This window comes from Pseudomonas mandelii, from assembly GCF_006438925.1.
Taxonomy (GTDB): domain Bacteria; phylum Pseudomonadota; class Gammaproteobacteria; order Pseudomonadales; family Pseudomonadaceae; genus Aquipseudomonas; species Aquipseudomonas mandelii_C.
This window is the reverse complement of the sequence record NZ_RCZA01000013.1, coordinates 134859-156896: the sequence shown is the minus strand read 5'-3', so window position 1 is coordinate 156896 and position 22038 is coordinate 134859. Positions and strand designations below refer to the sequence as shown.

At 59.5% G+C, this 22038-nt stretch carries 22 protein-coding genes and 3 pseudogenes; 17 read left to right on the top strand and 8 right to left on the bottom strand.

Going from position 1 to position 22038, the window contains the following annotated elements:
• The first annotated feature begins 14 nt into the window (after nucleotides 1–14).
• The 7 genes from EAH74_RS26625 (at nucleotide 15) to EAH74_RS26595 (ending at nucleotide 6246) form a co-directional block, all read left to right on the top strand.
• On the top strand, nucleotides 15–848 hold the full coding sequence (locus EAH74_RS26625) for an alpha/beta fold hydrolase (RefSeq protein WP_140682316.1): 834 nt from the start codon (nucleotides 15–17) through the stop codon (nucleotides 846–848).
• Nucleotides 845–2326, top strand: a complete 1482-nt coding sequence (locus tag EAH74_RS26620; RefSeq protein WP_033057762.1) for an aldehyde dehydrogenase — start codon at nucleotides 845–847, stop codon at nucleotides 2324–2326. Before EAH74_RS26625 ends, EAH74_RS26620 begins: the two co-directional genes overlap by 4 nt.
• A 12-nt stretch (nucleotides 2327–2338) precedes the next feature.
• Nucleotides 2339–2824, top strand: coding sequence for a flavin reductase family protein (locus tag EAH74_RS26615; RefSeq protein WP_046049785.1), 486 nt, complete (start codon nucleotides 2339–2341; stop codon nucleotides 2822–2824).
• A 153-nt stretch (nucleotides 2825–2977) separates the two neighbouring features.
• The gene (locus tag EAH74_RS26610; protein WP_140682314.1) at nucleotides 2978–4453 is read left to right on the top strand and encodes an NAD-dependent succinate-semialdehyde dehydrogenase; all 1476 of its coding nucleotides are present in this window, start codon (nucleotides 2978–2980) and stop codon (nucleotides 4451–4453) included.
• Nucleotides 4450–4839: a carboxymuconolactone decarboxylase family protein gene (locus tag EAH74_RS26605; RefSeq protein WP_140682312.1), complete on the top strand. Its 390-nt coding sequence runs from the start codon at nucleotides 4450–4452 to the stop codon at nucleotides 4837–4839. The genes EAH74_RS26610 and EAH74_RS26605 overlap by 4 nt, the downstream gene beginning before the upstream one ends.
• An 88-nt stretch (nucleotides 4840–4927) precedes the next feature.
• Entirely contained in the window at nucleotides 4928–5680 is a 753-nt protein-coding gene (locus EAH74_RS26600; RefSeq protein ID WP_123368013.1) for a GntR family transcriptional regulator, read from the top strand.
• A 2-nt stretch (nucleotides 5681–5682) separates the two neighbouring features.
• The gene (locus EAH74_RS26595; protein WP_140682310.1) at nucleotides 5683–6246 is read left to right on the top strand and encodes an NUDIX hydrolase; all 564 of its coding nucleotides are present in this window, start codon (nucleotides 5683–5685) and stop codon (nucleotides 6244–6246) included.
• A gap of 115 nt (nucleotides 6247–6361) precedes the next feature.
• On the opposite strand, the gene EAH74_RS26590 is transcribed toward EAH74_RS26595, so the two are convergent.
• On the bottom strand, nucleotides 6362–6658 hold the full coding sequence (locus EAH74_RS26590; RefSeq protein WP_140682308.1) for a DUF1330 domain-containing protein: 297 nt from the start codon (nucleotides 6656–6658) through the stop codon (nucleotides 6362–6364).
• 71 nt (nucleotides 6659–6729) lie between these two features.
• On the opposite strand from EAH74_RS26590, the gene ribBA reads away from it, so the two are divergent.
• From ribBA to EAH74_RS26565, 5 genes are all read left to right on the top strand, one after another.
• A complete protein-coding gene (gene ribBA / locus EAH74_RS26585) occupies nucleotides 6730–7839 on the top strand; it encodes a bifunctional 3,4-dihydroxy-2-butanone-4-phosphate synthase/GTP cyclohydrolase II (RefSeq protein ID WP_056740511.1) in 1110 nt (369 codons plus the stop codon).
• A 282-nt stretch (nucleotides 7840–8121) separates the two neighbouring features.
• Nucleotides 8122–9147 (top strand): ABC transporter substrate-binding protein, encoded by a 1026-nt coding sequence (locus tag EAH74_RS26580; RefSeq protein ID WP_140682306.1) that lies wholly within the window; start codon nucleotides 8122–8124, stop codon nucleotides 9145–9147.
• Nucleotides 9144–10088 (top strand): ABC transporter permease, encoded by a 945-nt coding sequence (locus EAH74_RS26575; protein WP_170206636.1) that lies wholly within the window; start codon nucleotides 9144–9146, stop codon nucleotides 10086–10088. The genes EAH74_RS26580 and EAH74_RS26575 overlap by 4 nt, the downstream gene beginning before the upstream one ends.
• Nucleotides 10089–10094: 6 nt before the next feature.
• The gene (locus EAH74_RS26570; RefSeq protein WP_056740508.1) at nucleotides 10095–10904 is read left to right on the top strand and encodes an ABC transporter permease; all 810 of its coding nucleotides are present in this window, start codon (nucleotides 10095–10097) and stop codon (nucleotides 10902–10904) included.
• Nucleotides 10905–10921: 17 nt separating this feature from the next.
• On the top strand, nucleotides 10922–12076 hold the full coding sequence (locus EAH74_RS26565) for an ABC transporter ATP-binding protein (protein WP_140682302.1): 1155 nt from the start codon (nucleotides 10922–10924) through the stop codon (nucleotides 12074–12076).
• A 903-nt stretch (nucleotides 12077–12979) separates the two neighbouring features.
• Here the strand turns inward: EAH74_RS26565 and EAH74_RS26555 are convergent.
• On the bottom strand, nucleotides 12980–14386 hold the full coding sequence (locus EAH74_RS26555) for a purine-cytosine permease family protein (RefSeq protein ID WP_140682298.1): 1407 nt from the start codon (nucleotides 14384–14386) through the stop codon (nucleotides 12980–12982).
• Between the two features lie 325 nt (nucleotides 14387–14711).
• On the opposite strand from EAH74_RS26555, the gene EAH74_RS26550 reads away from it, so the two are divergent.
• The 3 genes from EAH74_RS26550 (at nucleotide 14712) to EAH74_RS26540 (ending at nucleotide 16871) form a co-directional block, all read left to right on the top strand.
• Nucleotides 14712–15197 (top strand): flavin reductase family protein, encoded by a 486-nt coding sequence (locus tag EAH74_RS26550; RefSeq protein WP_095129262.1) that lies wholly within the window; start codon nucleotides 14712–14714, stop codon nucleotides 15195–15197.
• Between the two features lie 165 nt (nucleotides 15198–15362).
• Nucleotides 15363–16406: an LLM class flavin-dependent oxidoreductase gene (locus EAH74_RS26545; RefSeq protein WP_123368005.1), complete on the top strand. Its 1044-nt coding sequence runs from the start codon at nucleotides 15363–15365 to the stop codon at nucleotides 16404–16406.
• A gap of 201 nt (nucleotides 16407–16607) precedes the next feature.
• Complete coding sequence (locus EAH74_RS26540; RefSeq protein ID WP_140682296.1) at nucleotides 16608–16871, top strand: hypothetical protein; 264 nt, start codon at nucleotides 16608–16610, stop codon at nucleotides 16869–16871.
• Nucleotides 16872–17088: 217 nt separating this feature from the next.
• On the opposite strand, the pseudogene EAH74_RS26535 reads toward EAH74_RS26540, so the two are convergent.
• The 4 genes and pseudogenes from EAH74_RS26535 to EAH74_RS26520 all read right to left on the bottom strand — a co-directional run.
• Nucleotides 17089–18434, bottom strand: a pseudogene (locus tag EAH74_RS26535) (glutamine synthetase family protein).
• 24 nt (nucleotides 18435–18458) lie between these two features.
• Complete coding sequence (locus EAH74_RS26530) at nucleotides 18459–19013, bottom strand: helix-turn-helix domain-containing protein (RefSeq protein ID WP_140682294.1); 555 nt, start codon at nucleotides 19011–19013, stop codon at nucleotides 18459–18461.
• A 25-nt stretch (nucleotides 19014–19038) separates the two neighbouring features.
• Nucleotides 19039–20328, bottom strand: a complete 1290-nt coding sequence (locus EAH74_RS26525; RefSeq protein WP_140682292.1) for an NAD(P)/FAD-dependent oxidoreductase — start codon at nucleotides 20326–20328, stop codon at nucleotides 19039–19041.
• Nucleotides 20329–20486: 158 nt separating this feature from the next.
• Nucleotides 20487–20807: pseudogene (locus EAH74_RS26520) on the bottom strand (NAD(P)/FAD-dependent oxidoreductase); the annotation flags it as partial.
• Between EAH74_RS26520 and EAH74_RS26515 the strand changes: the two are divergent.
• Nucleotides 20806–20991, top strand: a pseudogene (locus tag EAH74_RS26515) (RrF2 family transcriptional regulator); the annotation flags it as partial. The pseudogenes EAH74_RS26520 and EAH74_RS26515 overlap by 2 nt on opposite strands.
• Nucleotides 20992–20994: 3 nt before the next feature.
• Here the strand turns inward: EAH74_RS26515 and EAH74_RS26510 are convergent.
• Together EAH74_RS26510 and EAH74_RS26505 are read right to left on the bottom strand one after the other, a co-directional pair.
• Nucleotides 20995–21330 (bottom strand): hypothetical protein, encoded by a 336-nt coding sequence (locus tag EAH74_RS26510; RefSeq protein ID WP_140682290.1) that lies wholly within the window; start codon nucleotides 21328–21330, stop codon nucleotides 20995–20997.
• Between the two features lie 70 nt (nucleotides 21331–21400).
• Nucleotides 21401–21619 (bottom strand): hypothetical protein, encoded by a 219-nt coding sequence (locus EAH74_RS26505; protein WP_140682288.1) that lies wholly within the window; start codon nucleotides 21617–21619, stop codon nucleotides 21401–21403.
• A 170-nt stretch (nucleotides 21620–21789) separates the two neighbouring features.
• On the opposite strand from EAH74_RS26505, the gene EAH74_RS26500 reads away from it, so the two are divergent.
• Entirely contained in the window at nucleotides 21790–22029 is a 240-nt protein-coding gene (locus EAH74_RS26500; RefSeq protein ID WP_140682286.1) for a hypothetical protein, read from the top strand.
• Nucleotides 22030–22038 lie beyond the last annotated feature (9 nt).

The window sequence follows — 22038 nt, the reverse complement described above, 5'->3', positions numbered from 1 at the left end:
TGCAGGAGCGCTCCATGATTCGGCTCACCGCTGAACTCACCCCGGCTGGCACCAGTTACCTGGCGACCGGCCAAGGCCAGCCCGTGGTTTTGATCCACGGCGTGGGCCTGAACAAAGAAATGTGGGGCGGCCAGGTCGTTGGCCTGGCCACGAAGTACCGCGTGATTGCCTACGACATGCTGGGCCACGGCGCCAGCCCGCGCCCGGAAAGCGGCACCCCCCTGCTCGGCTATGCCGACCAGTTGCTGGAGCTGCTCGATCACCTGCAAGTGCCTCAGGCGACGGTGATCGGCTTTTCCATGGGCGGGCTGGTCGCGCGGGCATTTGCCTTGCATTACCCGCAACGCCTGCAAGGTCTGGTGGTGCTCAACAGCGTGTTCAATCGCAGCCCCGAACAGCGTGCCGGCGTTATCGCCCGCACCGCTCAAGCGGCCGAGCACGGACCGGATGCCAATGCCGAAGCTGCCCTGTCGCGCTGGTTCAGCCGTGAATATCAGGCGGCCAACCCGGCGCAGATTGCGGCCTTGCGCCAAACCCTGGCAGACAATGACCCGCAGGGTTACCTGACCACCTATGAGCTGTTCGCAACCCAGGACATGTACCGCGCTGACGACTTGGGCAGCATCCAGGTGCCGACACTGATCGCCACCGGTGAACTGGACCCGGGTTCCACACCGAAAATGGCCGAGCAATTGGCCGCACGCATTCCCGGCGCGACAGTTGCCGTGCTCGCCGAGCAGCGGCATATGATGCCCGTAGAATCACCGCGCCTGGTCAACCAGCTGCTGCTGGAGTTTCTCGACACGGCGTACTCCCGACAAAACCAAATAAAGGGGATCGTTGCATGACACTCGCACGCTTCCAGATGTGCATCGGCGGTGAATGGGTCGATGCCCTGTCCGGCAAGACCTTTGAAAGCCTGAACCCGGCCCTGGCCCAAGCCTGGGCCGAACTGCCCGATGCCGACGAAGCCGACGTCGAACGCGCCGTACAGGCTGCGCAGACGGCTTTCGACAGCCCGGCCTGGCGTGGCCTGACCGCCACCGCCCGCGGCAAACTGCTGAGGCGTCTGGGCGATCTGATCGCTGAAAACAAGGAGCACCTGGCGCAGCTGGAAAGCCGTGACAACGGCAAGCTGATCCGCGAAACCCGTGGCCAGGTCAGCTACTTGCCGGAGTTCTTCCACTACACCGCGGGCCTGGCGGACAAACTCGAAGGCGGCACCCTGCCCCTCGACAAGCCGGACCTGTTTGCCTACACCGTGCACGAAGCCATGGGCGTGGTCGCCGCGATCATTCCCTGGAACAGCCCGCTGTACCTGACCGCGATCAAACTCGCCCCGGCCCTGGCGGCAGGCAATACCATCGTGATCAAACCGTCGGAGCACGCCTCCGCCACCATTCTCGAACTGGCGCGTCTGGCGCTGGAAGCCGGCATCCCGCCGGGCGTGGTCAACGTCGTTACCGGCTACGGCCCAAGCACTGGCGCGGCCCTGACCCGCCATCCGCTGATCCGCAAAATCGCCTTCACCGGCGGCGCCGCGACAGCAAGGCACGTGGTGCGCAGCAGCGCCGAGAACTTCGCCAAGCTGTCGCTGGAACTGGGCGGCAAATCGCCGAACATTATCTTCGCCGACGCCGACCTCGACAGCGCAATCAACGGCGCGATTGCCGGGATCTACGCGGCCTCCGGTCAGAGTTGCGTTTCCGGTTCTCGATTGTTGGTGCAGGACGAAATCTACGATGAGTTCGTCGATCGTTTGGTCGAACGCGCCAAACGCATCCGCATCGGCAACCCGCAGGAAGACAGCAGCGAAATGGGCCCCATGGCCACCGCGCAGCAACTGGCCGTGGTCGAAGGCCTGGTCGCCGACGCCATCGCCGAAGGTGCGCGCCTGCGCCTGGGCGGCAAGCGTCCGCAGAATCTGGGCGATGGCTGGTTCTACGAGCCGACCTTGTTCGAATGCGACCGCAACTCGATGAAAATCATGCAGGAAGAAGTCTTCGGTCCGGTGGCCTCGGTGATTCGCTTCAAGGATGAAGCCGAAGCGTTGGCGATTGCCAACGACTCGCAGTTCGGCCTCGCCGCCGGCATCTGGACTCGCGATCTGGGCCGCGCTCATCGACTGGCCCGGGACGTGCGCTCCGGGATCATCTGGGTCAACACCTACCGCGCCGTGTCGGCCATGGCGCCGATTGGCGGCTTCAAGAACAGCGGCTATGGACGCGAGAGCGGCATCGATTCGGTGCTGGCCTACACCGAGCTGAAAACGGTGTGGATCAACCTTTCCCAGGCGCCAATGCCTGATCCGTTTGTGATGCGCTAGGAGATTGACGAAATGATCGAACCCGGCATTTACAAAGACGTCATGAGCTCGTTCCCGTCCGGGGTCACGGTGGTCACCACCCTGGACCCGGACGGTGGCATCGTCGGCATTACCGCCAGCGCATTCAGTGCGCTGTCGATCGATCCGGCACTGGTGCTGTTCTGCCCCAACTATGCCTCTGACACGTACCCGATCCTGCGCGACAGCAAGCAGTTCGCGATTCACTTGCTGTCCGCCGACCAGACCGCCGAAGCCTATGCGTTTGCCGGTAAAGGCAAAGACAAGGCCAATGGCATCGACTGGCACTTGAGCGCGCTGGGCAATCCGCTGCTGGGCAACGCTACGGCGATCATTGAGTGCGAACTGTGGCGCGAATACGACGGCGGTGACCACGCGATCATCGTCGGCGCGGTGAAGAACCTGATTCTGCCCGAGCAACCGGTGACGCCGATGATCTATCACAAAGGCAAGCTGGGTCCCCTGCCCACCCTGGCCTGACGTTTTTGTGCAGCGCGCGGTCCCTGTGGGAGCGAGCTTGCTCGCGATGACGGCAGCACATTCAACATCAATGTGACTGACACATCGCCATCGCGAGCAAGCTCGCTCCCACAGGTAATCGCGCAGACCCTTTTTATTTTGTCAGGAGCCGATATGAACCCAGCAGCTTCGCAACTGTTCCGTCAGCAGGCCTATATCGACGGCCAATGGCTGGATGCCCCGGGCGGCGCTTGTCAGGACATCTTCAACCCGGCCACCGGCGAGCTGATCGGCCGGGTGCCGAATCTTGGCGCCGAGCACGCTCGTCAGGCCATCGCCGCCGCCAACAAGGCCTGGCCGGCCTGGCGTGCGCTGACCGCCAAAGAACGCAGCCAGACGCTGAAACGCTGGCACGCGCTGATGATTGAAAACGCCGATGCGCTGGCAGAAATCCTCACCCTCGAACAAGGCAAGCCACTGGCCGAAGCCAAGGGTGAAATCCTCTACGCCGCAAGCTTTATCGAGTGGTTCGCCGAAGAAGCCAAGCGCATCTACGGCGACACCATTCCCAGCCACAAAGGCGATGCGCGCATCGTGGTCAGCAAGGAGCCGATCGGCGTCGTCGCGGCCATCACGCCGTGGAATTTTCCCGCCGCGATGATCACCCGCAAGGCCGGCCCTGCGCTCGCTGCCGGTTGTCCGTGCATTGTTAAACCGGCACCGGAAACGCCGTTTTCGGCATTGGCCATGGCCGCGTTGGCTGAACAGGCCGGCATTCCGCCGGGCATTTTCAATGTGATCACCGGCGACGCGGTGGCCATCGGTGGCGAACTGACCGCCAGTCCGCTGGTGCGCAAACTGTCGTTTACCGGCTCGACCGCTATTGGCAAATTGCTGATGGCGCAGTGCGCGCCGACGCTGAAAAAAGTCTCGCTGGAGCTGGGGGGCAATGCGCCCTTCATCGTGTTCGACGACGCCAACCTGGAGCGTGCCGTGGACGGCGCGCTGATCGCCAAATTCCGCAATGCCGGGCAGACCTGTGTCTGCGTCAATCGCTTCCTGGTGCAGGACGGCATTCACGACGCCTTCGTCGCCCGCCTGGCCGAGCGGGTCAAGCAACTGCACGTCGGCAGCGGTTTTGACACCGGCGTGAATCAAGGCCCGCTGATCAACGATCGCGCCGTGGCCAAAGTCGAAGACCATGTTCAGGACGCGCTCGCTCAGGGTGCGCAACTGCTCTGCGGCGGTGAACGTCATGCGCTGGGGCACGGGTTCTTCCAGCCGACGGTGCTGGCCGGCGTGACCGCTTCGATGAAAGTCGCCCAAGACGAAACCTTTGGTCCGCTGGCAGCCGTGTTCCGCTTCGAGACTGAAGCCGAGGCGATCCACATGGCCAACGACACTGAATTCGGCCTCGCCGCCTATTGCTACACCCGCGATCTCGGTCGCGCATGGCGCATGAGCGAAGCTTTGGAGTACGGCATGGTCGGGATTAACGAAGGGCTGATTTCCACTGAAGTCGCGCCCTTTGGCGGCATCAAATCCTCGGGCCTGGGCCGTGAAGGATCCAAGTACGGCATCGAGGATTATCTGGAACTCAAATACACCCTGATGGGCGGGTTGGAAGACTTCGGGAGCACACCGCGATGAGCAACGAGAAATATAAAGAGGGGCTGAAAATCCGCACCCAGGTGCTGGGCGAAGCCTACGTGAAACGCTCCATCGAGAACGCCGACGACTTCACCCGGCCACTGCAGGAAATGGTCACCGAGTACTGCTGGGGCCATGTCTGGGGCCGTGAGGGTTTGTCGCTTAAAGAGCGCAGCATGATAAACTTGGCCATGATTTCGGCCCTCAATCGGCCTCACGAACTCAAGCTGCATGTACGCGGCGCCTTGCGTAACGGACTGACTCGTGAACAAATACGCGAAATTCTGCTTCAGGTCGGTATTTATTGCGGTGTCCCCGCTGCCGTAGACAGCTTCCGGCTCGCCCGTGAAGCGTTCGCCGAAGCCGATGCCGAGGCCTCCAGTTAACCCTTGGCTGTTTGACCTGACCGAGCACAGAGATTCTTGCGATCGAAGTGCTCTTTTTGCATGGACAGCCACATTCAGAGCGGACCCCATGAAACGCCTGCCACTCGACGACAGCTTCAAGGTCAATCGCAACCCCGTTACCCTGCGCGAAATCGTGCTGGATAAACTGCGAAGCGCCATCATGAACTTCCAGCTCATGCCGGGAGACCGCTTGGTCGAACGCGATTTGTGTGATCGCCTGGGCGTCAGCCGCACGTCCGTACGCGAGGCCTTGCGTCACCTGGAATCCGAAGGCCTGGTGGAATTCGCCGATGCCAAAGGGCCCAGTGTCGCCATCATTACCCTGGCCGATGCCGTCGATATCTACGAACTGCGTTGCGTGCTCGAGGGTTTGATCGTCCAACTGTTTACCCTGCGTGCCAAGGCCAAGGACATCAAGGCCCTGGAAAAAGCCCTGGAGGAAAACCGCAAGGCCCTCAAGGAAGGTGAACTGCAACAGGTCATCGACTCGGTTCAGGGTTTCTACGATGTCCTGCTCGAAGGCTCCGGCAACCATGTGGCGGCCACTCAGCTGCGCCAGTTGCAGGCACGAATCAGCTACTTGCGGGCGACATCGGTGTCCCAGGAAAACCGTCGTGGCGCCAGCAATCAGGAAATGGAACGCATGGTCGAGGCCATCAAGAGCGGCGACCCGCTGGCCGCCCATCAGGCGTGTGTCGACCACGTCCGCGCCGCCGCAGCCGTCGCTCTGGATTACCTCAAGCGCAAACAGGAGGAGACCGGAAAAATCCCCGACATCACCCTGCCGATCGCGCTTAAAGAACCGCGCATAGGTCGCTAAAGATGTTCAGCCCGAGCTTTTGTCCAAAGTGCGGCGGCAATGACCTCAGGTCTCAGCTGCCGCCGGGCGATACGCACGAGCGCCTGATGTGCCGCGGCTGCGGCTACATCCATTACGTCAATCCGAAAATCATTGCCGGCTGCATCATCGAGCAGGACGGCAAATATTTGCTGTGTCAGCGCGCCATCCCGCCGCGTCCTGGCACCTGGACGCTGCCGGCCGGCTTCATGGAAGGCGGCGAGACCACCGAGCAGGCGGCGCTGCGCGAGGTCTGGGAAGAGAGCGGCGTGCGCGCGGAAATTCTCTCGCCCTACTCGATCTTCAGCGTGCCGAAGATCAGCGAGGTGTACATCATCTTCCGCGCCATCGCCCTGGAGATCACCGGCCAGTACGGCACGGAAACCCTCGACTACAAATTCTTCGCACCCGAGGACATCCCTTGGGACAGCATCTACTACCCGGCGATCCGGCAGATCCTCGAACGCTATATCGAGGAACGCCAGGCCGGTGTGTATGGCATCTACATCGGCAACGACGACACCGGCAAGATCCACTTTATTCGGTAGGAGCTGCCGAAGGTTCGGGCCGCGTTCGGACGATCTTTTGATCTTGGCCCGTTTGCGAGTCGCCAAAAAATCGTCCGAACGCGGCCCGAACCTTCGGCAGCTCCTACAGGTGGCATCACAAAGTCTCCACGCCCTCGACAATGATGATCTGGGCCCGGGCCACGCCCTCGCGGTGCCGTTTCGCTTCTTGATATTCCTCCGACTGGTAGCAGGCCAGCGCCTGTTCGTACGAGTCGAATTCAATCACCACGTTGCGCTGCGGCGTGGGCCCGCCTTCCAGCGCTTCGCTGCGCCCGCCCCGGGCCAACATCCGCCCGCCATACAACACGAAGGCCGCTGGCGCCCGCTGGGTGTATTGGCTGTATTGATCGGGGTCGGTGACATCTACATGAGCAATCCAGTACGCCTTCATAGTGACCTCTCGGTTTATTTTGTATTATGGTATACCACAAAATAATTCAACCAAACACTGAGAATCCCAGCATGGCCTTCAACAGCATCGAAGAAATTATCGAAGACTATCGACAAGGCAAGATGGTGCTCCTGGTCGATGACGAGGATCGGGAAAACGAAGGCGACCTGCTGCTGGCCGCCGATTGCTGCACGGCCGAGGCGATCAGCTTCATGGCCCGGGAAGCTCGCGGCCTGATCTGCCTGACCTTGACCGACGACCACTGTCAGCGCCTCGGGCTGGAGCAGATGGTGCCGAGCAATGGCAGCGTGTTCAGCACGGCGTTTACCGTGTCCATCGAGGCCGCCGTCGGCGTGACCACCGGCATTTCCGCCGCCGACCGGGCGCGTACCGTGGCAGCCGCGGTCGCCGTTAATGCCGGGCCCGCCGATCTCGTGCAACCCGGTCATATTTTTCCACTGCGTGCCAAGGAAGGCGGCGTGCTGACCCGCGCCGGTCATACCGAGGCCGGTTGCGACCTGGCACGCCTGGCCGGCTTTACCCCGGCCTCGGTGATCGTCGAAGTGATGAACGATGACGGCACCATGGCCCGCCGCCCGGACCTGGAAGTGTTCGCGCGCAAGCATGGGATCAAGATCGGCACCATCGCCGACCTGATTCACTATCGCCTCAGCACCGAACACACCGTGGTGCGGATCGGTGAACGTGAACTGCCTACGGTGCATGGCACCTTCCGGCTGATCACCTTTGAAGACCGCATCGAAGGCGGCGTCCATATGGCAATGGTCATGGGCAAGTTGCACCGCGACGAGCCGACGCTGGTGCGCGTGCATGTGATCGATCCGCTGCGCGATCTGGTCGGCGCCGAATACAGCGGGCCGTCCAACTGGACGTTGTGGGCGGCGCTGCAGCGAGTCGCCGAGGAAGGTCGCGGCGTGGTGGTGGTGCTCGCCAATCATGAGTCATCGCAAGCGCTGCTGGAGCGAGTGCCGCAGCTGACCCAGCCGCCAAGGCAGTTCAGCCGTTCGCAATCGCGCATCTATTCTGAAGTGGGTACCGGGGCGCAGATTTTGCAGGATCTTGGCGTGGGCAAACTGCGCCATCTTGGTCCTCCGCTGAAATACGCGGGTTTGACCGGTTACAACCTGGAAGTCGTGGAAAGTATCCCTTTCACCGAATGATTCCTGGCTTCTTTCTATAAACGTGAAGGCCACTACCCGTGGCCTGACGTTAAAAAAAACCTTTTTTGGCTGATAGCCGGTAAGGCAAAGTGCTTGCACAAAGTTTGGAATACCATAATATGATATTCCATAGACCGGATGCTTCAGCCAAGTGCGCCCTACAGGGAAAGCACCAATAACAGCCCTTGGCACGGTCGCCTTTAGAGGCCAGATGGACCTACTGCTCCCGATAGGCGGGCATTACCAAGCCCGCTCAAAAACACAACAAATGAGGGCGTGAAAATGGTGTTGAACAAACGTGCAACCGCAGTACTGTTCGCCGGCTTACTGGCCACGGCCAGTCACGTGGCAATGGCGGCTGAAAGCGTCAACTTCGTCAGCTGGGGCGGTAGCACCCAGGATGCACAGAAGCAGGCCTGGGCCGATCCGTTCAGCAAGGCCAGCGGCATCACCGTGGTCCAGGATGGTCCGACCGACTACGGCAAACTCAAAGCCATGGTCGAAAGCGGCAACGTGCAGTGGGACGTGGTCGATGTCGAAGCCGATTTCGCCCTGCGTGCCGCCGCCGAAGGCCTCCTTGAACCCCTCGATTTCACGGTCATTCAGCGCGATAAAATCGACCCGCGGTTTGTCTCTGATCACGGCGTTGGCTCGTTCTTCTTCTCCTTCGTCCTCGGCTACAACGAGAGCAAGCTCGGCGCCAGCAAACCTCAGGACTGGTCCGCGCTGTTCGACACCAAGACGTATCCCGGCAAACGCGCCCTCTACAAATGGCCAAGCCCGGGCGTGTTGGAACTGGCCCTCCTGGCCGATGGCGTAGCCGCCGACAAGCTCTACCCGCTGGACCTGGATCGCGCCTTCAAGAAACTCGACACCATCAAGAAAGACATCGTCTGGTGGGGCGGCGGTGCCCAGTCGCAACAGTTGCTGGCCTCTGGCGAAGCCAGCATGGGGCAGTTCTGGAACGGCCGCATCCACGCCCTGCAAGAAGACGGCGCACCCGTGGGCGTGAGCTGGAAACAGAACCTGGTCATGGCCGACATTCTGGTCGTGCCTAAAGGGACAAAAAACAAGGCTGCGGCCATGAAGTTCCTGGCCAACGCCAGCAGCGCCAAAGGACAAGCTGACTTCTCCAACCTGACCGCCTATGCGCCGGTCAATGTCGACAGCGTGGCGCGCCTGGATTCGGTACTGGCCCCTAACCTGCCGACTGCCTACGCTAAGGATCAGATCACTCTTGATTTCGCGTACTGGGCCAAAAACGGTCCGGCCATCGCGACACGGTGGAACGAATGGCTGGTCAAATGAAAATGACGGTAACCGCGTCCCGTCAACCCACGCAGGTCGGGAGCGCCACGGGCGCTGCCGGCTCGGCACTCGGCAAGGCGGCTGCGATGAACCAATCCCCTTCCATGGCACAGCGCTGGCGTGGCGCAAGCAACCTGATCCCCGCCCTGCTGTTCCTCGGTCTGTTCTTTCTGGCACCGCTGATCGGGCTTCTGCTGCGTGGTGTGCTGGAGCCGGTACCGGGACTGGGCAACTACGAGCAGCTGTTCGCCAACTCGGCGTATGCGCGGGTATTGCTCAACACCTTCTCGGTGGCGGGACTGGTGACATTGTTCAGCCTGCTGCTCGGCTTTCCACTGGCCTGGGCCATCACCCTGGTGCCCCGTGGCTGGGGGCGCTGGATCCTCAACATCGTGCTGCTGTCGATGTGGACCAGCCTCCTCGCCCGGACTTACTCCTGGCTGGTGCTGTTGCAAGCGTCCGGGGTGATCAACAAGGCGTTGATGGCGATGGGCATCATCGATCAGCCGCTGGAGATGGTGCATAACCTCACCGGCGTGGTGATCGGCATGAGCTACATCATGATCCCGTTCATCGTGCTGCCACTGCAGGCGACCATGCAGGCCATCGACCCGATGATCCTGCAGGCCGGTTCCATTTGCGGCGCGAGCCCCTGGACCAACTTCTTCCGGGTATTCCTGCCACTGTGCCGGCCGGGATTGTTCTCCGGTGGCCTGATGGTGTTCGTGATGTCGCTCGGTTACTACGTCACCCCGGCACTGCTGGGTGGTGCGCAGAACATGATGCTGCCCGAATTCATCATTCAGCAGGTGCAGTCGTTCCTCAACTGGGGCCTGGCCAGCGCCGGTGCCGCGTTGCTGATCGTCATTACGCTGGTGTTGTTCTACTTCTACCTGACGCTCCAACCGGAATCCCCGGTTGGCGCCAGCAACGCGAGGTAAGCCGTCATGCTCCTGACCCCCAATGCCATGAGCCGGCGCATGCGCTTCGGCCTGTACTTCACGACCGGATTGATCGCGTTGTTCCTGTTGCTGCCGATCGTATTCATCGTGCTGCTGTCCTTCGGTTCCTCCCAGTGGCTGGTGTTCCCGCCGCCGGGCTGGACGCTGAAATGGTACGGCCAGTTCTTCTCCAACGCCGACTGGATGAACGCGGCCGTGGCCAGCCTCAAAGTCGCGGTACTGACCACGTTCTTCGCCGTGGCGCTGGGTTTGCCCACCGCTTTTGCACTGGTGCGCGGGCGCTTCCCGGGACGGGAGATGCTTTACGGTCTGTTCACCCTGCCGATGATCGTGCCGCTGGTGATCATCGCGGTGGCGGTGTACGCATTGTTCCTGAAACTGGGCTACACCGGGACGATGTTCGCCTTTGTGGTCAGCCACGTGATCGTCGCTTTACCGTTCACCATCATCTCGATCATCAACTCACTGAAGCTGTTCGATCAGTCCATCGAAGATGCCGCGGTGATCTGCGGTGCCTCACGCTTGCAAGCGGTGTTCAAGGTGACCTTTCCGGCGATTCGTCCGGGCATGGTGGCCGGCGCGCTGTTTGCGTTCCTGGTGTCCTGGGATGAAGTGGTACTGAGCGTGATGATGGCCAGCCCGACCCTGCAAACCCTTCCCGTGAAAATGTGGACCACCCTGCGCCAGGACCTGACGCCCGTGATCGCCGTCGCCTCGACGCTGCTGATCGGCCTCTCGGTACTGGTCATGGTGATCGCCGCCGCCCTTCGCCGGCGCAATGAAATCAGCGCCTGAGCGCCCAGGAGTACGACATGAGTGCAGTGATCAAAGATTCCGCGCATCAGAACGACCAACCGTTGGTGAGCCTGCGCAACCTGAACAAGTACTACGGCGATTTTGCCGCCGTGGACGACATCTCGCTGGACATCAAGGACGGCGAATTCCTCACGTTCCTTGGCTCCAGCGGCTCAGGTAAAAGTACAACGCTGTCGATGCTAGCCGGCTTCGAAACCCCGAGCAGCGGCGAGATCCTGGTCAATGGCCAATCGCTGGTCAACGTGCCGCCGCACAAGCGTGACATCGGCATGGTGTTCCAACGTTATTCGCTGTTCCCGCACCTGTCGGTACGCGACAACATCGCGTTCCCCCTGGCCATTCGCAAACTGGCCACCGCCGAGCGCGAGCGCCGGGTCGATGCGATGCTCAAACTGGTGCAGCTTGAGCAATTTGCGCATCGCCGCCCTTCGCAACTGTCCGGCGGCCAGCAGCAACGTGTAGCGATTGCTCGGGCGTTGGTATATGAACCACGCATTCTGCTGATGGACGAACCGCTCGGTGCTCTGGACAAGAAACTGCGTGAAGACTTGCAGGATGAACTGCGCCAGCTGCATCGGCGTCTGGGCATCACCATTGTTTACGTGACCCACGACCAGGAAGAAGCCATGCGCCTGTCCCAGCGCATCGCGATTTTCAGCCACGGCAAGATCGTCGGCCTGGGCAGCGGTTTTGACCTGTACCAGAATCCGCCGAATGCCTTTGTTGCTTCGTTCCTGGGTAACTCGAACTTCCTCAAACTCAAGGCTCAGGGCAATGCCGTGGCTTCGTTTGAAGGGCAATCGTTGTCGATTCGCCTGACTGCAGGATTGCAAACCCATCAGGATGTGCTGCTGATGGTTCGCCCCGAAAAGGCTTTGGCATTGAGCGTTGAGCAAGCCCGTCAGGAACCGCTCGCGGCAGGCTGGAATGAAGTGTCGGCGATTGTCGGTGAAGTGCTGTTTCTCGGTGAAAGTCAGACTTGCACGGTGATGACTTCCGGCGGTACTTCGATGACCGTCAAGGCGCTCTCTGCCGCCGGGATGCCGCTGAAGACTGGCGATCCGGTTCGGGTGCGTTGGGCGACTGCGGATGCTTGCGTGTATACCGAATGGGCTGAGAGTGATTTGAACAAGGCTGCTGGGGCTCATTGATTTGGCGCCGGTCCATGCCAGTGGGCCGTGATTTATCTGTCACCCTCGGGTCGCTACAACGTCGGGTTGTGGCGGCCTTTTTTTTTGCTTTTTGGTTGGGGGGCATATCCGTTTCTTCGGTAACGGCTGCTTAGGGTTCCGCCCTTACGGCGTGTCACTTTGAAAAGCCTGCGCGGCCCGGCCCCAAGTAACCAAAGGCTCTTTCCCCTGTCGTTCGGTGCCTCGCCTAGGCTCGGCATGCCCTCGCTCCGGTCCTGCTCCGTGGGCCCGCCGCCATCCATGCCGGGTTGCCCACTGCGCAGAACCTCCACTCGGCCTCTCGAGGGGGCGTGCAGCGCAAAAGCAAAGCGAGGCGGCCTACCGACCGGTCTGTTTCCTCACCGCCTGCGCGTATTGATCGTTCCCACGCGCAGCAAAGGAATGCATCCCGTGACGCTCCGCGTCACCAATGCGCAGGACTTAAGCCTTGTGTCGACAGCGGAAGGCGGAGCCTCCCCGGCGGCATTCCTTTGCTGCGCGTGGGAACGATCAGGGGATGCAGAGAGTTGTTGATCTTGCTTTGGCTTTTGATCTTGATCTGCCTGCCCCTTTCCCAGAGGCCGAACGCAGGTATTGCGCAGGGGGCACCGCGGCAAGGATGCCGCGGCAGCCACCCCCGGCCATGGATGGCCGATGGCGGCGGGCCCCCGGAGCAATGCCTTCGTTACGGCATGCCGAGCCTAAGCGAGGCACCGAATGGAGGGGCAAAGCCTTTTGGTTCCTTTTTGGCGTTTGAAAAAGGGACTCGCTGTAAGAGCGAAACCGTAATCAGCCATCACCGCAGAAACGGATATGTACATAACCTCCCGCAAACAAAAATGCCCGGCAAAGGCCGGGCATTCCAGACGCGAACTCAATCGGGCGCTAGTTTGTGTAACCCAGTTTCGCTGCCTTGCTTTCCTGCCCCTGCCCACGCGTCGCCAGGCAGTAATACAACGGACAAGTCACCACCAACCCCACCAGCCACGACAGATCAGCCCCTTCCACCAGATTGGCATACGGCCCGACATACAACGACGTATTGGCAAACGGCAGCTGCACAATAATCCCGATGAAATACGCAACGATCGCATGCAGATTGAAGCGCCCGTAGATCCCGCCATCCGCCCGGAAGATCGAGGCAATGTCATAGCTGCCACGCTTGATCAGATAGAAATCAATCAGGTTGATAGACGCCCAAGGCACCAGCACCAGCAACAGCGCCAAAATCAGGCCGATGAACTGCGAGATGAAATCCGCCGACGCGCCCAATGCGACAAAACAGCAACCCGCCAGCACGACACTCGACAACACCACGCGAACTTTGATGCTCGGCGTCCACTGACTGGCGAAGGTCTGGATCGAGGTGATGATCGACAGCACCGCGCCATACAGATTCAAGGCGTTGTGGCTGATGATGTTGAGCAGAAACAGCACCATCAAAATAGGTCCCAGCCAGCCGGTGGACTGCTTCACTGCAGCCATCGCTTCGGTGCCTTCCGGAGTGGCCAGCACCGCCACCGCGCCGAAAGTGAACGACAGAATGGTGCCCAGGGTCGCGCCCAGATACGTAGCGAAGAACGGACGGGCAATCCCGATATCCGCCGGCAGATAACGTGAGTAGTCCGACACATAAGGCGAGAAGCTGATCTGCCAGATGATCCCCAACGACACCGTGGCCAGCCAGCCCGACAGGTTGAAACCGCCGCGGGTGAAGAAGTCCGCCGGCAGGTCGTGGGCGAAGATGTAAAGGAAACCGGCGAGCAAGGCACTGCCCATGACCCAGGTCCCGATGCGGTTAAGGGTGTGAATGAAACGGTAACCGATCACCCCGATCGCGGTGGCGCTCAAAGCGCCGATGAGGATGCTCGCCGGCACCGGAACCGAAGGCGCGATGCCGACAATGGACTTGCCGGCCAGGACGATGTTGGAGATGAAAAAACCGATGTAGATGATCGCCGCGAAAAACACGATCAGCAGCGCACCATAACGACCGAACTGGCCGCGGCTCTGCACCATCTGCGGAATCCCCATGCGCGGACCTTGAGCCGACGCGAGGGCAATCACCAGACCGCCGACCATATGCCCGAGAGCAATCGCCAACAGCCCCCAGAACAGGTCGAGGTGGAACACTTGAACCACCATGGCGCCGGTCACGATGGGCAACGGCGCGATGTTGGTACTGAACCATAAAGTGAAAAGGTCGCGGGCCTTCCCGTGGCGTTCCGCGAGTGGGACGTAGTCGACCGTGTGATTCTCGATCAGGGGGTCTTGCCGGGACATCTGGGACATGTGCATGAACTCTAGTTTGTCTGATCTTATAGTTGTACGAAGCCAAACCGGGGGAGCTCTTTGGCCACCCCTCAGATGTCGATAATATTATGGTATTCCAAGTTTTTAACAAGGCTGATCCGGTCTTTGAGAGCCCATCTGATCCGCAATCACACTGCATAAACGCGCCCAAGACCTAGGGGAAAGCCCCGTAAACATTGACTTAAAGACCGAAGGCGTACGTTTATCGGGTCGAAAAAAAAGCCCTTGCAAACTATGTATTACGGTATACCATCAGACCTACAAACACATAAAAACCCGCATTACACCGCCAGAGGACCGTCCCATGATCGATGCCGCCATCTACAAACAAGTGATGGGTTCGTTTCCTTCCGGGGTGACTGTGATTACCACGCTGGATGACGACGGCCACATCGTCGGCCTGACCGCCAGCGCCTTCAGCTCGCTGTCCATGGACCCGGCCCTGGTGCTGTTCTGCCCCAACTACAGCTCCGATTCCTATCCGGTACTGATCAAGAACAAACGCTTTGCCATTCACGTCCTGTCTGGCGGCCAGCAGAGCGAAGCCTATGCCTTCGCACGCAAAGGCAAAGACAAGGCGCAAGGCATCGAATGGACCTTGAGCGAACTGGGCAACCCGATTCTGGCCAACGCCACGGCGGTGATCGAATGTGAGCTGTGGCGCGAATACGAAGGTGGCGACCACGCGATCATGGTCGGCGCGGTGAAGAACCTGATCGTGCCCCAGCACAACGCCGGGCCACTGGTGTATTGCCACGGCAAGATGGGCGCCCTGCCCGTTCTTGCCTGATTCGAAAGCAAAGATCGCAGCCTTCGGCAGCTCCTACAGGTGTACGCCGCTAGAATGTAGGAGCTGCCGCAGGCTGCGATCTTTTGATCTTTTCAAGATAAACATTTTGCAAATATGTCGTGTTATGGCATACCAACAAAACAACAAAGATCCGAGGTAAGCGTCATGAAGTTTTCCCTGTTCGTGCACATGGAACGTTGGGACGAAAGCGTCAGCCACCGTCAGCTGTTCGAAGACTTGACCGAACTGACCCTGATGGCCGAAGCCGGCGGTTTCAGCACCGTCTGGATCGGCGAACACCACGCCATGGAATACACCATCTCGCCGAGCCCGATGCCGCTGTTGGCCTACCTGGCCGCCAAGACCACCACCATTCACCTCGGCGCCGGCACCATCATTGCGCCGTTCTGGCACCCGTTGCGGGTCGCTGGCGAATGCGCACTGCTGGACGTGATCAGTAACGGTCGCATGGAAGTCGGTCTGGCCCGTGGCGCCTATCAGGTGGAGTTCGACCGCATGGCCGGCGGCATGCCCGCCTCCTCCGGCGGTCAAGCGCTACGCGAAATGGTTCCGGTGGTGCGCGCCCTGTGGCAAGGCGATTACGCTCACGATGGCGATATCTGGAAATTCCCGACCTCCACCAGCGTACCGAAGCCGATCCAGAAGCCTAACCCGCCGATGTGGATCGCCGCCCGCGACCCGGACTCGCATAACTTCGCCGTGGCCAACGGCTGCAACGTCATGGTCACGCCGCTGATGAAGGGCGACGAAGAAGTCCTCGATTTGAAAAACAAATTCCAGGCGGCCCTGGACAACAACCCGGACGTGCCACGCCCGCAACTGATGGTCCTGCGTCACACCCATGTCCACGCAGCGGATGATCCCGAGGGTTGGAAAGTCGGGGCCAAGGCGATCTCGAAGTTCTATCGCACCTTTGATGCCTGGTTCGGCAACAAGGAAGTGCCGGTCAACGGCTTCCTGGCGCCGAGCCCGGAAGAGAAGTTCGCCGAACGTCCGGAGTTCAAACTGGAGAGCCTGCACAAGACCGCCATGATCGGCACCCCGGAAGAAATCATCCCGCGCATCAAGTACTACCAGGAACTGGGCGTCGACGAGTTCAGCTTCTGGTGCGATAACAGCTTGCCCCACGCGGAGAAGAAAAAATCCCTGGAGCTGTTTATCAAACACGTGGTCCCGGCGTTCCGCTGAGTCCGCTGCCCTGCCTCTCGGACGCGAAGCCGGGGGGCTGACGTGTAGGGTCGATTCCAATAATTGTCGGGTTGCTCGTGCCCGCCCTCAGCTGCCTTGCCATTCATCGATAAAACTCAACAATCAAAAATACTTGCCGACAGTCAGGACAATGCCCCTTCGTCTGGGGATCCTGGAATGTGTAGCAGCGGATTAAAGCTGATGAAAGATATCTATCTACTGATCGAGCACGGCATCGATCAGGGCGAAGTGTATGTACTGGGCTATTTCGATGATGAACGCAAGGCTAAGGAAGTCGCCGAGGAGAAGGAGTGGGAGACGTATCGCACCAGCTTGAAAGCCGAGCATGCATGGTCCAGCCACAAGCCGTTGGCCCCGGATAAAACAGCTTATCGGCGTTTCTGGATCAAAGCGGTTTCCAGGTTTGAGCGCGTACCTGTTCCGAGATCCTCGGCGGTCCACTGAAATTGAGCAAATGCCGAATTTCAGGCAAAAAAAATCCCAGGCAGCTGATGGACGCCTGGGACTCAAAATGCATAAACCGTGGTGGTGAACGCGGGGCGAATATTACTTAATATTTCCGCCTGTAACAATATATTTTGATTCACTATTCAGTTACTAAAACGTCCAACTCATTAAATATCCACACATTTTTTATGGACGATCGACGAAAAGGACTGATCTAGAGGTACCAGCGATACTCCCGCGCACTGATGTCCTGCAGGAATGCCAAATGGTCCTGGCGCTTGTTTTCGCAGTAGACATCTACAAATTCTGCCCCCAAACCCTCGCGCAGCTGCACGTTGTTTTGCATCGAACGCACGGCCTCCAGCATCTCCAGCGGGAAGTCGATTCCGCTGCCACGATCTTCGTTGAGGGATGCAATCGGTTCACGGCCCACTTCCAGCCCTTGCTCCAGCCCGACCAGAATCGCCGCCAACACGAGATAAGGATTGGCATCCGCGCCCGCCAGGCGATGTTCAATGCGCAGATTTTTAGCGTCCGACTCAGGCACCCGCAGGCAAGCGTCACGATCTTCAAAGCCCCAACTGGCGCGCGTCGCGACATTCACCGTGCCGCTCAAGCGCCGCATTGCGTTGTGATTCGGTGCAAAGATCGGCATGCAATGCGGCAACAATTCAAGGCAACCGGCCACTGCATGGCGCAGCGCCTGCTGATCGTTAGCCGCCAACAGGTTGGTTCCCGCCTCGTCGTAAAGGCTCACATGCACATGCATGCCGCTACCGGGGTGCTGCAAGTAGGGTTTTGCCATGAAGCTGGCGCGGTGGTTGTGCTTGAGGGCCACCCCCCGTGTGCTGCGGCAGAACAGGGCCGCCCAGTCGGCCGCACGCAGGCCGTCGTCAAGGTGACCGAAATTGATCTCGAACTGGCCCGGGCCCAGCTCCGCAGTGATCACCGTGGCATCGATGCCTTGCGCCCGCGCCGTCTCGACCATGTCATCGAGTACCGGTGAAAATCTCGACAGCCGTTCGATGTGCATATTCGGCTGATCATCGGCATCGTCCGTCAGCTGATCGCGAGGGAACTGTGGCAAGCCGTCACGTAGCTGGCGATCGAACAGATAGAACTCCAGTTCGAACGCGACCACAGGAAATATCCCTTTTCGGCCGAGGCGCTCGAGCACCTGCGCCAACACTTCACGCGGCTCGAAAACGATAGGCTTTTCAGTACCGCTTGAGGTAATCAGCATTTGCCCCAGCAGTTGTTTTCCCAGCTCACGGGCTTGAGCGTACCGGGCACCAGGCGGCGTGGAGCATCCGGGTCGCCGTCGTTGAAACAGTAGTCGCCGATTTTGAACAGACCACCCTGCGTACCCAGCAACACACAGTTTTGCGGCAGCTTGAGCGCGCTGCCGGCGGCGACCTTCTCGAGCATTTCTATCGGGTAGCGCTTACCGTAAAAATGCCCGGGGATGTCCAGGGAAATCAGGTCAACGTAACGCACCTGCGGGAAGCGCTGACGAAACGCGCGAACCTCAGCAACCAGATCAGAGCAGACAGCATCCATCGTTAGTGTTCCTTGTTGTTTTTATCAGGTGTAAACCCAAAGCACCCGGGTGAGCTGATCCGAGAGGTTGCCGTAGCGACAATGCGTATGACTGGCCAGTTGAAAACTGTCGCCGGTGCGCAATGTCACCGGCTTATCGTCATCCAGCCACAGCGTCAGCTCACCCTCGAGGACATAGCCACCCTGCTCCGAGCTGTCGTTCATGTGCCGATCACCACTACTGGCGCCAGGCTCCAGTTGGCTTTCAAGCATTGAAAAGGACGCCCTCATCTTCGGAGAGACGAGGATGTCGGTAATCCCGTCGGCGTAATACAGCGTGCGTCGCTCATCCGGACGGGTCACCCACGGCAATGCCATGGGCTTGGGCAAGCTGTAGAAATAGGTAGTCGGCACGCCGAGTGTTTCGCTGATGGCGGTCAAGTCCGCCACCGTGGGACGTGACAACCCCCGCTCGACTTGCGAGAGAAACCCGACCGAACGACCGATTTTGTCCGCCAGGTCTTTCAGCGTGTATTTTTTGTGTTTGCGCAGGTCCTGGATCAGGATCGCCAGCGCCGAGATTTCTTCTTGCATGTCCATCTGAAGGCTTCCAGAAATTGATGTTTCAAAGGCTGTCGCGCAGCCGATACCAGGCTTTGCCGATAGCTTCCAGCGGTGCTGCCAAATACTTTCCACCGGGAAAGCTGCCATTGAACAAACCCTGGTACAACGCCAGCTCATCCGGCTGGCCAAGTATCGCGTCGGACACGGCGCGCGCCCCGGTCAATGTCGGCAGCACGCCATGTCCGGAGTAACCCTGTAGCCAGTACAGATCGCGACGTCGACCGATGTCAGGCGTGCGCTTGAGGGTCAGATCGATGTGACCTCCCCAGGCAAAGTCCAGTTCGACGTCCTTGAGCTGGGGAAACACGCGCTCCAGATAGGGCCGTGTCGCAGCGGCGATGTCCTTCGGCATGCCGCCCAGGTAAGTGCAACCACCACCGAACAGCAGGCGGTTGTCCGGCGTGCGGCGGAAATAATCGAGGACAAACTGGTTGTCGGTGACGCACACATTGCTGGGTAGCAGCGCGGTCGCCTGTTGCTCTGAAAGTGGCGCGGTGGCCACCTGATAAGTGCCAACCGGTAACACGCAACTCGAAAGCTTCGGATCGAGCCGATCAAGGTAGGCGTTGCACGCCAGCACCAGCACGTCAGCCCGAATGCGACCGCGCTCAGTGGTGACCACATAACGATCGCCTTCTTCGTGATAACTCAACGCCTTGCTCTGTTCATGAATGCGTCCACCAGCCTGTTCAATCGCAGCGGCCAGGCCGAGCGCCAGTTTCAGCGGATTCAAATGCCCGCCTTCAGGATCGAACAGACCCGCCTGGTAGCGCTCACTGGCGACCCAATCAGGCAACGCCTCGCGAGAAATAAACTGCAATCCATCGTGGCCCCACTTGTGACTGGCCTCGTGTTGCCATTGCGTCAGCAGACTCACCCGACGCGGCATCACCGACGTCCAGAGGTGGCCAGGCCGATAGTCACAATCGAAACCATGGCGCGCGGGCAAATCTCGCAACTCCTGTGCAGCCCAGCGCATGCTGTCCCATAACCGGCGCGCGCGCTCATAACCCAGCGCTGCCTCCAACGGTGGCATGTCACACGACCAACCGAGAATGGCCTGACCGCCATTGCGCCCCGAGGCGGCCCAGGCCACCCGACTGGCTTCCAGTAACGTCACGCGCTTACCGGCCAGGGCCAGACGCAACGCCGTATGCAATCCACTGAAGCCGGCCCCGATGATCAACACCTCGGTATCCTGCTCGCCTTCAAGAACCGCTCGATCCACCAAGCGATCCGCGCAGGTGTGGGCGTAATAGCTGGCGACGTGCTGGGTAGATTGCTGAAACATGCAGGCCTCGTGAATTTTTATACTTATATTTTCATGAAAAAGTACACGTTAAATTTCACGGCGACAACCGGTCAAGGCACAAAAAAAATCCCGCCCAGGAAAACCCGGGCGGGATTTTTTCTAAGCGGCAGCGTTATCGAAGCAACGCTGCCGACGTTTCAGGCGACAGGAATCATCGGATCCGCCGAAGCCAGCGCAGTGACACGATCAGCCGCGGGCGGGTAGATCCACATCGTGTTGATCTGGGTCTTCAACGCCTTGGCTTCCTCCTTGATCAACTTCACCTGGCGGTCCCAACCTTCGGTGTAGACCGCTCCCCAGGCCCCCAGATCCAGACAGGTCACGTATTTAGGCTGGCTGTACGGGGTCGGGTCCACGCCCAGAATCTGTGCAGCAACGTTGTTGCCGGCATGACGCCCCAGCGAGATAGCGTGCTGGCAGGTCATCAGTGCGAAGTTGCCGATGTCATCGCTGGCGGCGATGGAAGACGCCCTCGCCCAGCAGACCATTCTTGATCTCGCCAGGAAGGTCGGACGAAAAGCGCCGGCGCAATTCAATGCTCAGGTGGACAACTGGATGAACGATCGTCGGGAAAAGAAAACCAGTGCGAGCACTCAGGCAAGCGACGACCCGATCATCCAGGTGACCGATATCACCGACTAAACCTTACAGACAATCACGCACTGCCTGACGCAACGCCCCGGATTTCGCCCAGGGCGGCCCCTGATAAAGCGATATGTGACTGCCATCCTTCGATTTCACGATATCCACAATCTCGTCGGCCGTGATGATGCTCGGTGCCGTGACCCTGTAGCCATTGGAAATCGCCAATTGGGTCGTGTTGGGTATCTCGTGTCGCCACGCCGGCAGAACGCACGCGGCATAGTCTTTAGGCACCTTGTTGCTGTACTTGCTGAGATTGGGCTCACCTGGCACCAAGGACGCGGGCAACGAACAGCCCGCCAGCAACGCCAACCCTACTCCCCCAATCAATTTGCGCATGACGCTTCCTTAACCCGAAAAAAGGGAATGTAGCGTGTCGCTGTCCAGACATCCATCTGTTGCACTCACCTCAGCAAGGGGCGTTGTGATCACCGGGATCCGGATACGACCTCTCGTTCAGATAAGTCATCCATCTTTCATACGCTTCATGCTGCCATTGAGTGACCCGCTCCCATTCCGGGCCGCTCAGCTGATGCGCAGAAATCAGTTTCATCATTTCCGTGGTGGCCGCGTCCAGATCAACCATCAGTTCATGGGCATGAAATCTAAAGTCATCAGTAGTCGTCATTTGTGTTTGCCTCGCCCTAGCAAAAATTCACTACCTCACTACGACATCAGATCTGCGGGTTCACGTTCATTTTCCCGACAAAAGGCTGCACCAACGGCTCAGACGAACAAAACGCCCTGATCCGGGAAATGGGACTAAAATTTCGTAGCAGAGATTGGCAGGAGGTCATCATGTGGCTTAACGAATCTGAAAACGAACTTCGGCGTAACCTGCAAGGTGTTGCGTCGGATTTGAGATGGTCAGCGGTAGAGCTTTTGCGCATCGCAGAGCAGCTACGCCTGGCCGGCAATGATGTGGATGCGCAAGCAACCCTAAAGCTGTGCGAGTTGTTTCAGGGCGATGAAGAACGACTGAAGGGTTATGCCGAGGAAGTGAAAGCCAAGATTATCACTCGAACGAAAGCTCAATAGCAGGCGCAC

Bases quoted from the DNA above. Each gene is read 5' to 3' on its own strand.
- EAH74_RS26600 (WP_123368013.1), top strand. From the start codon at position 4,928: ATGAAACGCCTGCCACTCGACGACAGCTTCAAGGTCAATCGCAACCCC.
- EAH74_RS26505 (WP_140682288.1), bottom strand. From the start codon at position 21,619: ATGACGACTACTGATGACTTTAGATTTCATGCCCATGAACTGATGGTT.
- EAH74_RS26620 (WP_033057762.1), top strand. From the start codon at position 845: ATGACACTCGCACGCTTCCAGATGTGCATCGGCGGTGAATGGGTCGAT.
- EAH74_RS26610 (WP_140682314.1), top strand. From the start codon at position 2,978: ATGAACCCAGCAGCTTCGCAACTGTTCCGTCAGCAGGCCTATATCGAC.
- EAH74_RS26510 (WP_140682290.1), bottom strand. From the start codon at position 21,330: ATGCGCAAATTGATTGGGGGAGTAGGGTTGGCGTTGCTGGCGGGCTGT.
- EAH74_RS26550 (WP_095129262.1), top strand. From the start codon at position 14,712: ATGATCGATGCCGCCATCTACAAACAAGTGATGGGTTCGTTTCCTTCC.
- EAH74_RS26590 (WP_140682308.1), bottom strand. From the start codon at position 6,658: ATGAAGGCGTACTGGATTGCTCATGTAGATGTCACCGACCCCGATCAA.
- EAH74_RS26570 (WP_056740508.1), top strand. From the start codon at position 10,095: ATGCTCCTGACCCCCAATGCCATGAGCCGGCGCATGCGCTTCGGCCTG.
- EAH74_RS26545 (WP_123368005.1), top strand. From the start codon at position 15,363: ATGAAGTTTTCCCTGTTCGTGCACATGGAACGTTGGGACGAAAGCGTC.
- EAH74_RS26625 (WP_140682316.1), top strand. From the start codon at position 15: ATGATTCGGCTCACCGCTGAACTCACCCCGGCTGGCACCAGTTACCTG.
- ribBA (WP_056740511.1), top strand. From the start codon at position 6,730: ATGGCCTTCAACAGCATCGAAGAAATTATCGAAGACTATCGACAAGGC.
- EAH74_RS26595 (WP_140682310.1), top strand. From the start codon at position 5,683: ATGTTCAGCCCGAGCTTTTGTCCAAAGTGCGGCGGCAATGACCTCAGG.
- EAH74_RS26575 (WP_170206636.1), top strand. From the start codon at position 9,144: ATGAAAATGACGGTAACCGCGTCCCGTCAACCCACGCAGGTCGGGAGC.
- EAH74_RS26540 (WP_140682296.1), top strand. From the start codon at position 16,608: ATGAAAGATATCTATCTACTGATCGAGCACGGCATCGATCAGGGCGAA.
- EAH74_RS26605 (WP_140682312.1), top strand. From the start codon at position 4,450: ATGAGCAACGAGAAATATAAAGAGGGGCTGAAAATCCGCACCCAGGTG.
- EAH74_RS26525 (WP_140682292.1), bottom strand. From the start codon at position 20,328: ATGTTTCAGCAATCTACCCAGCACGTCGCCAGCTATTACGCCCACACC.
- EAH74_RS26500 (WP_140682286.1), top strand. From the start codon at position 21,790: ATGTGGCTTAACGAATCTGAAAACGAACTTCGGCGTAACCTGCAAGGT.
- EAH74_RS26615 (WP_046049785.1), top strand. From the start codon at position 2,339: ATGATCGAACCCGGCATTTACAAAGACGTCATGAGCTCGTTCCCGTCC.
- EAH74_RS26580 (WP_140682306.1), top strand. From the start codon at position 8,122: ATGGTGTTGAACAAACGTGCAACCGCAGTACTGTTCGCCGGCTTACTG.
- EAH74_RS26565 (WP_140682302.1), top strand. From the start codon at position 10,922: ATGAGTGCAGTGATCAAAGATTCCGCGCATCAGAACGACCAACCGTTG.
- EAH74_RS26530 (WP_140682294.1), bottom strand. From the start codon at position 19,013: ATGGACATGCAAGAAGAAATCTCGGCGCTGGCGATCCTGATCCAGGAC.
- EAH74_RS26555 (WP_140682298.1), bottom strand. From the start codon at position 14,386: ATGTCCCAGATGTCCCGGCAAGACCCCCTGATCGAGAATCACACGGTC.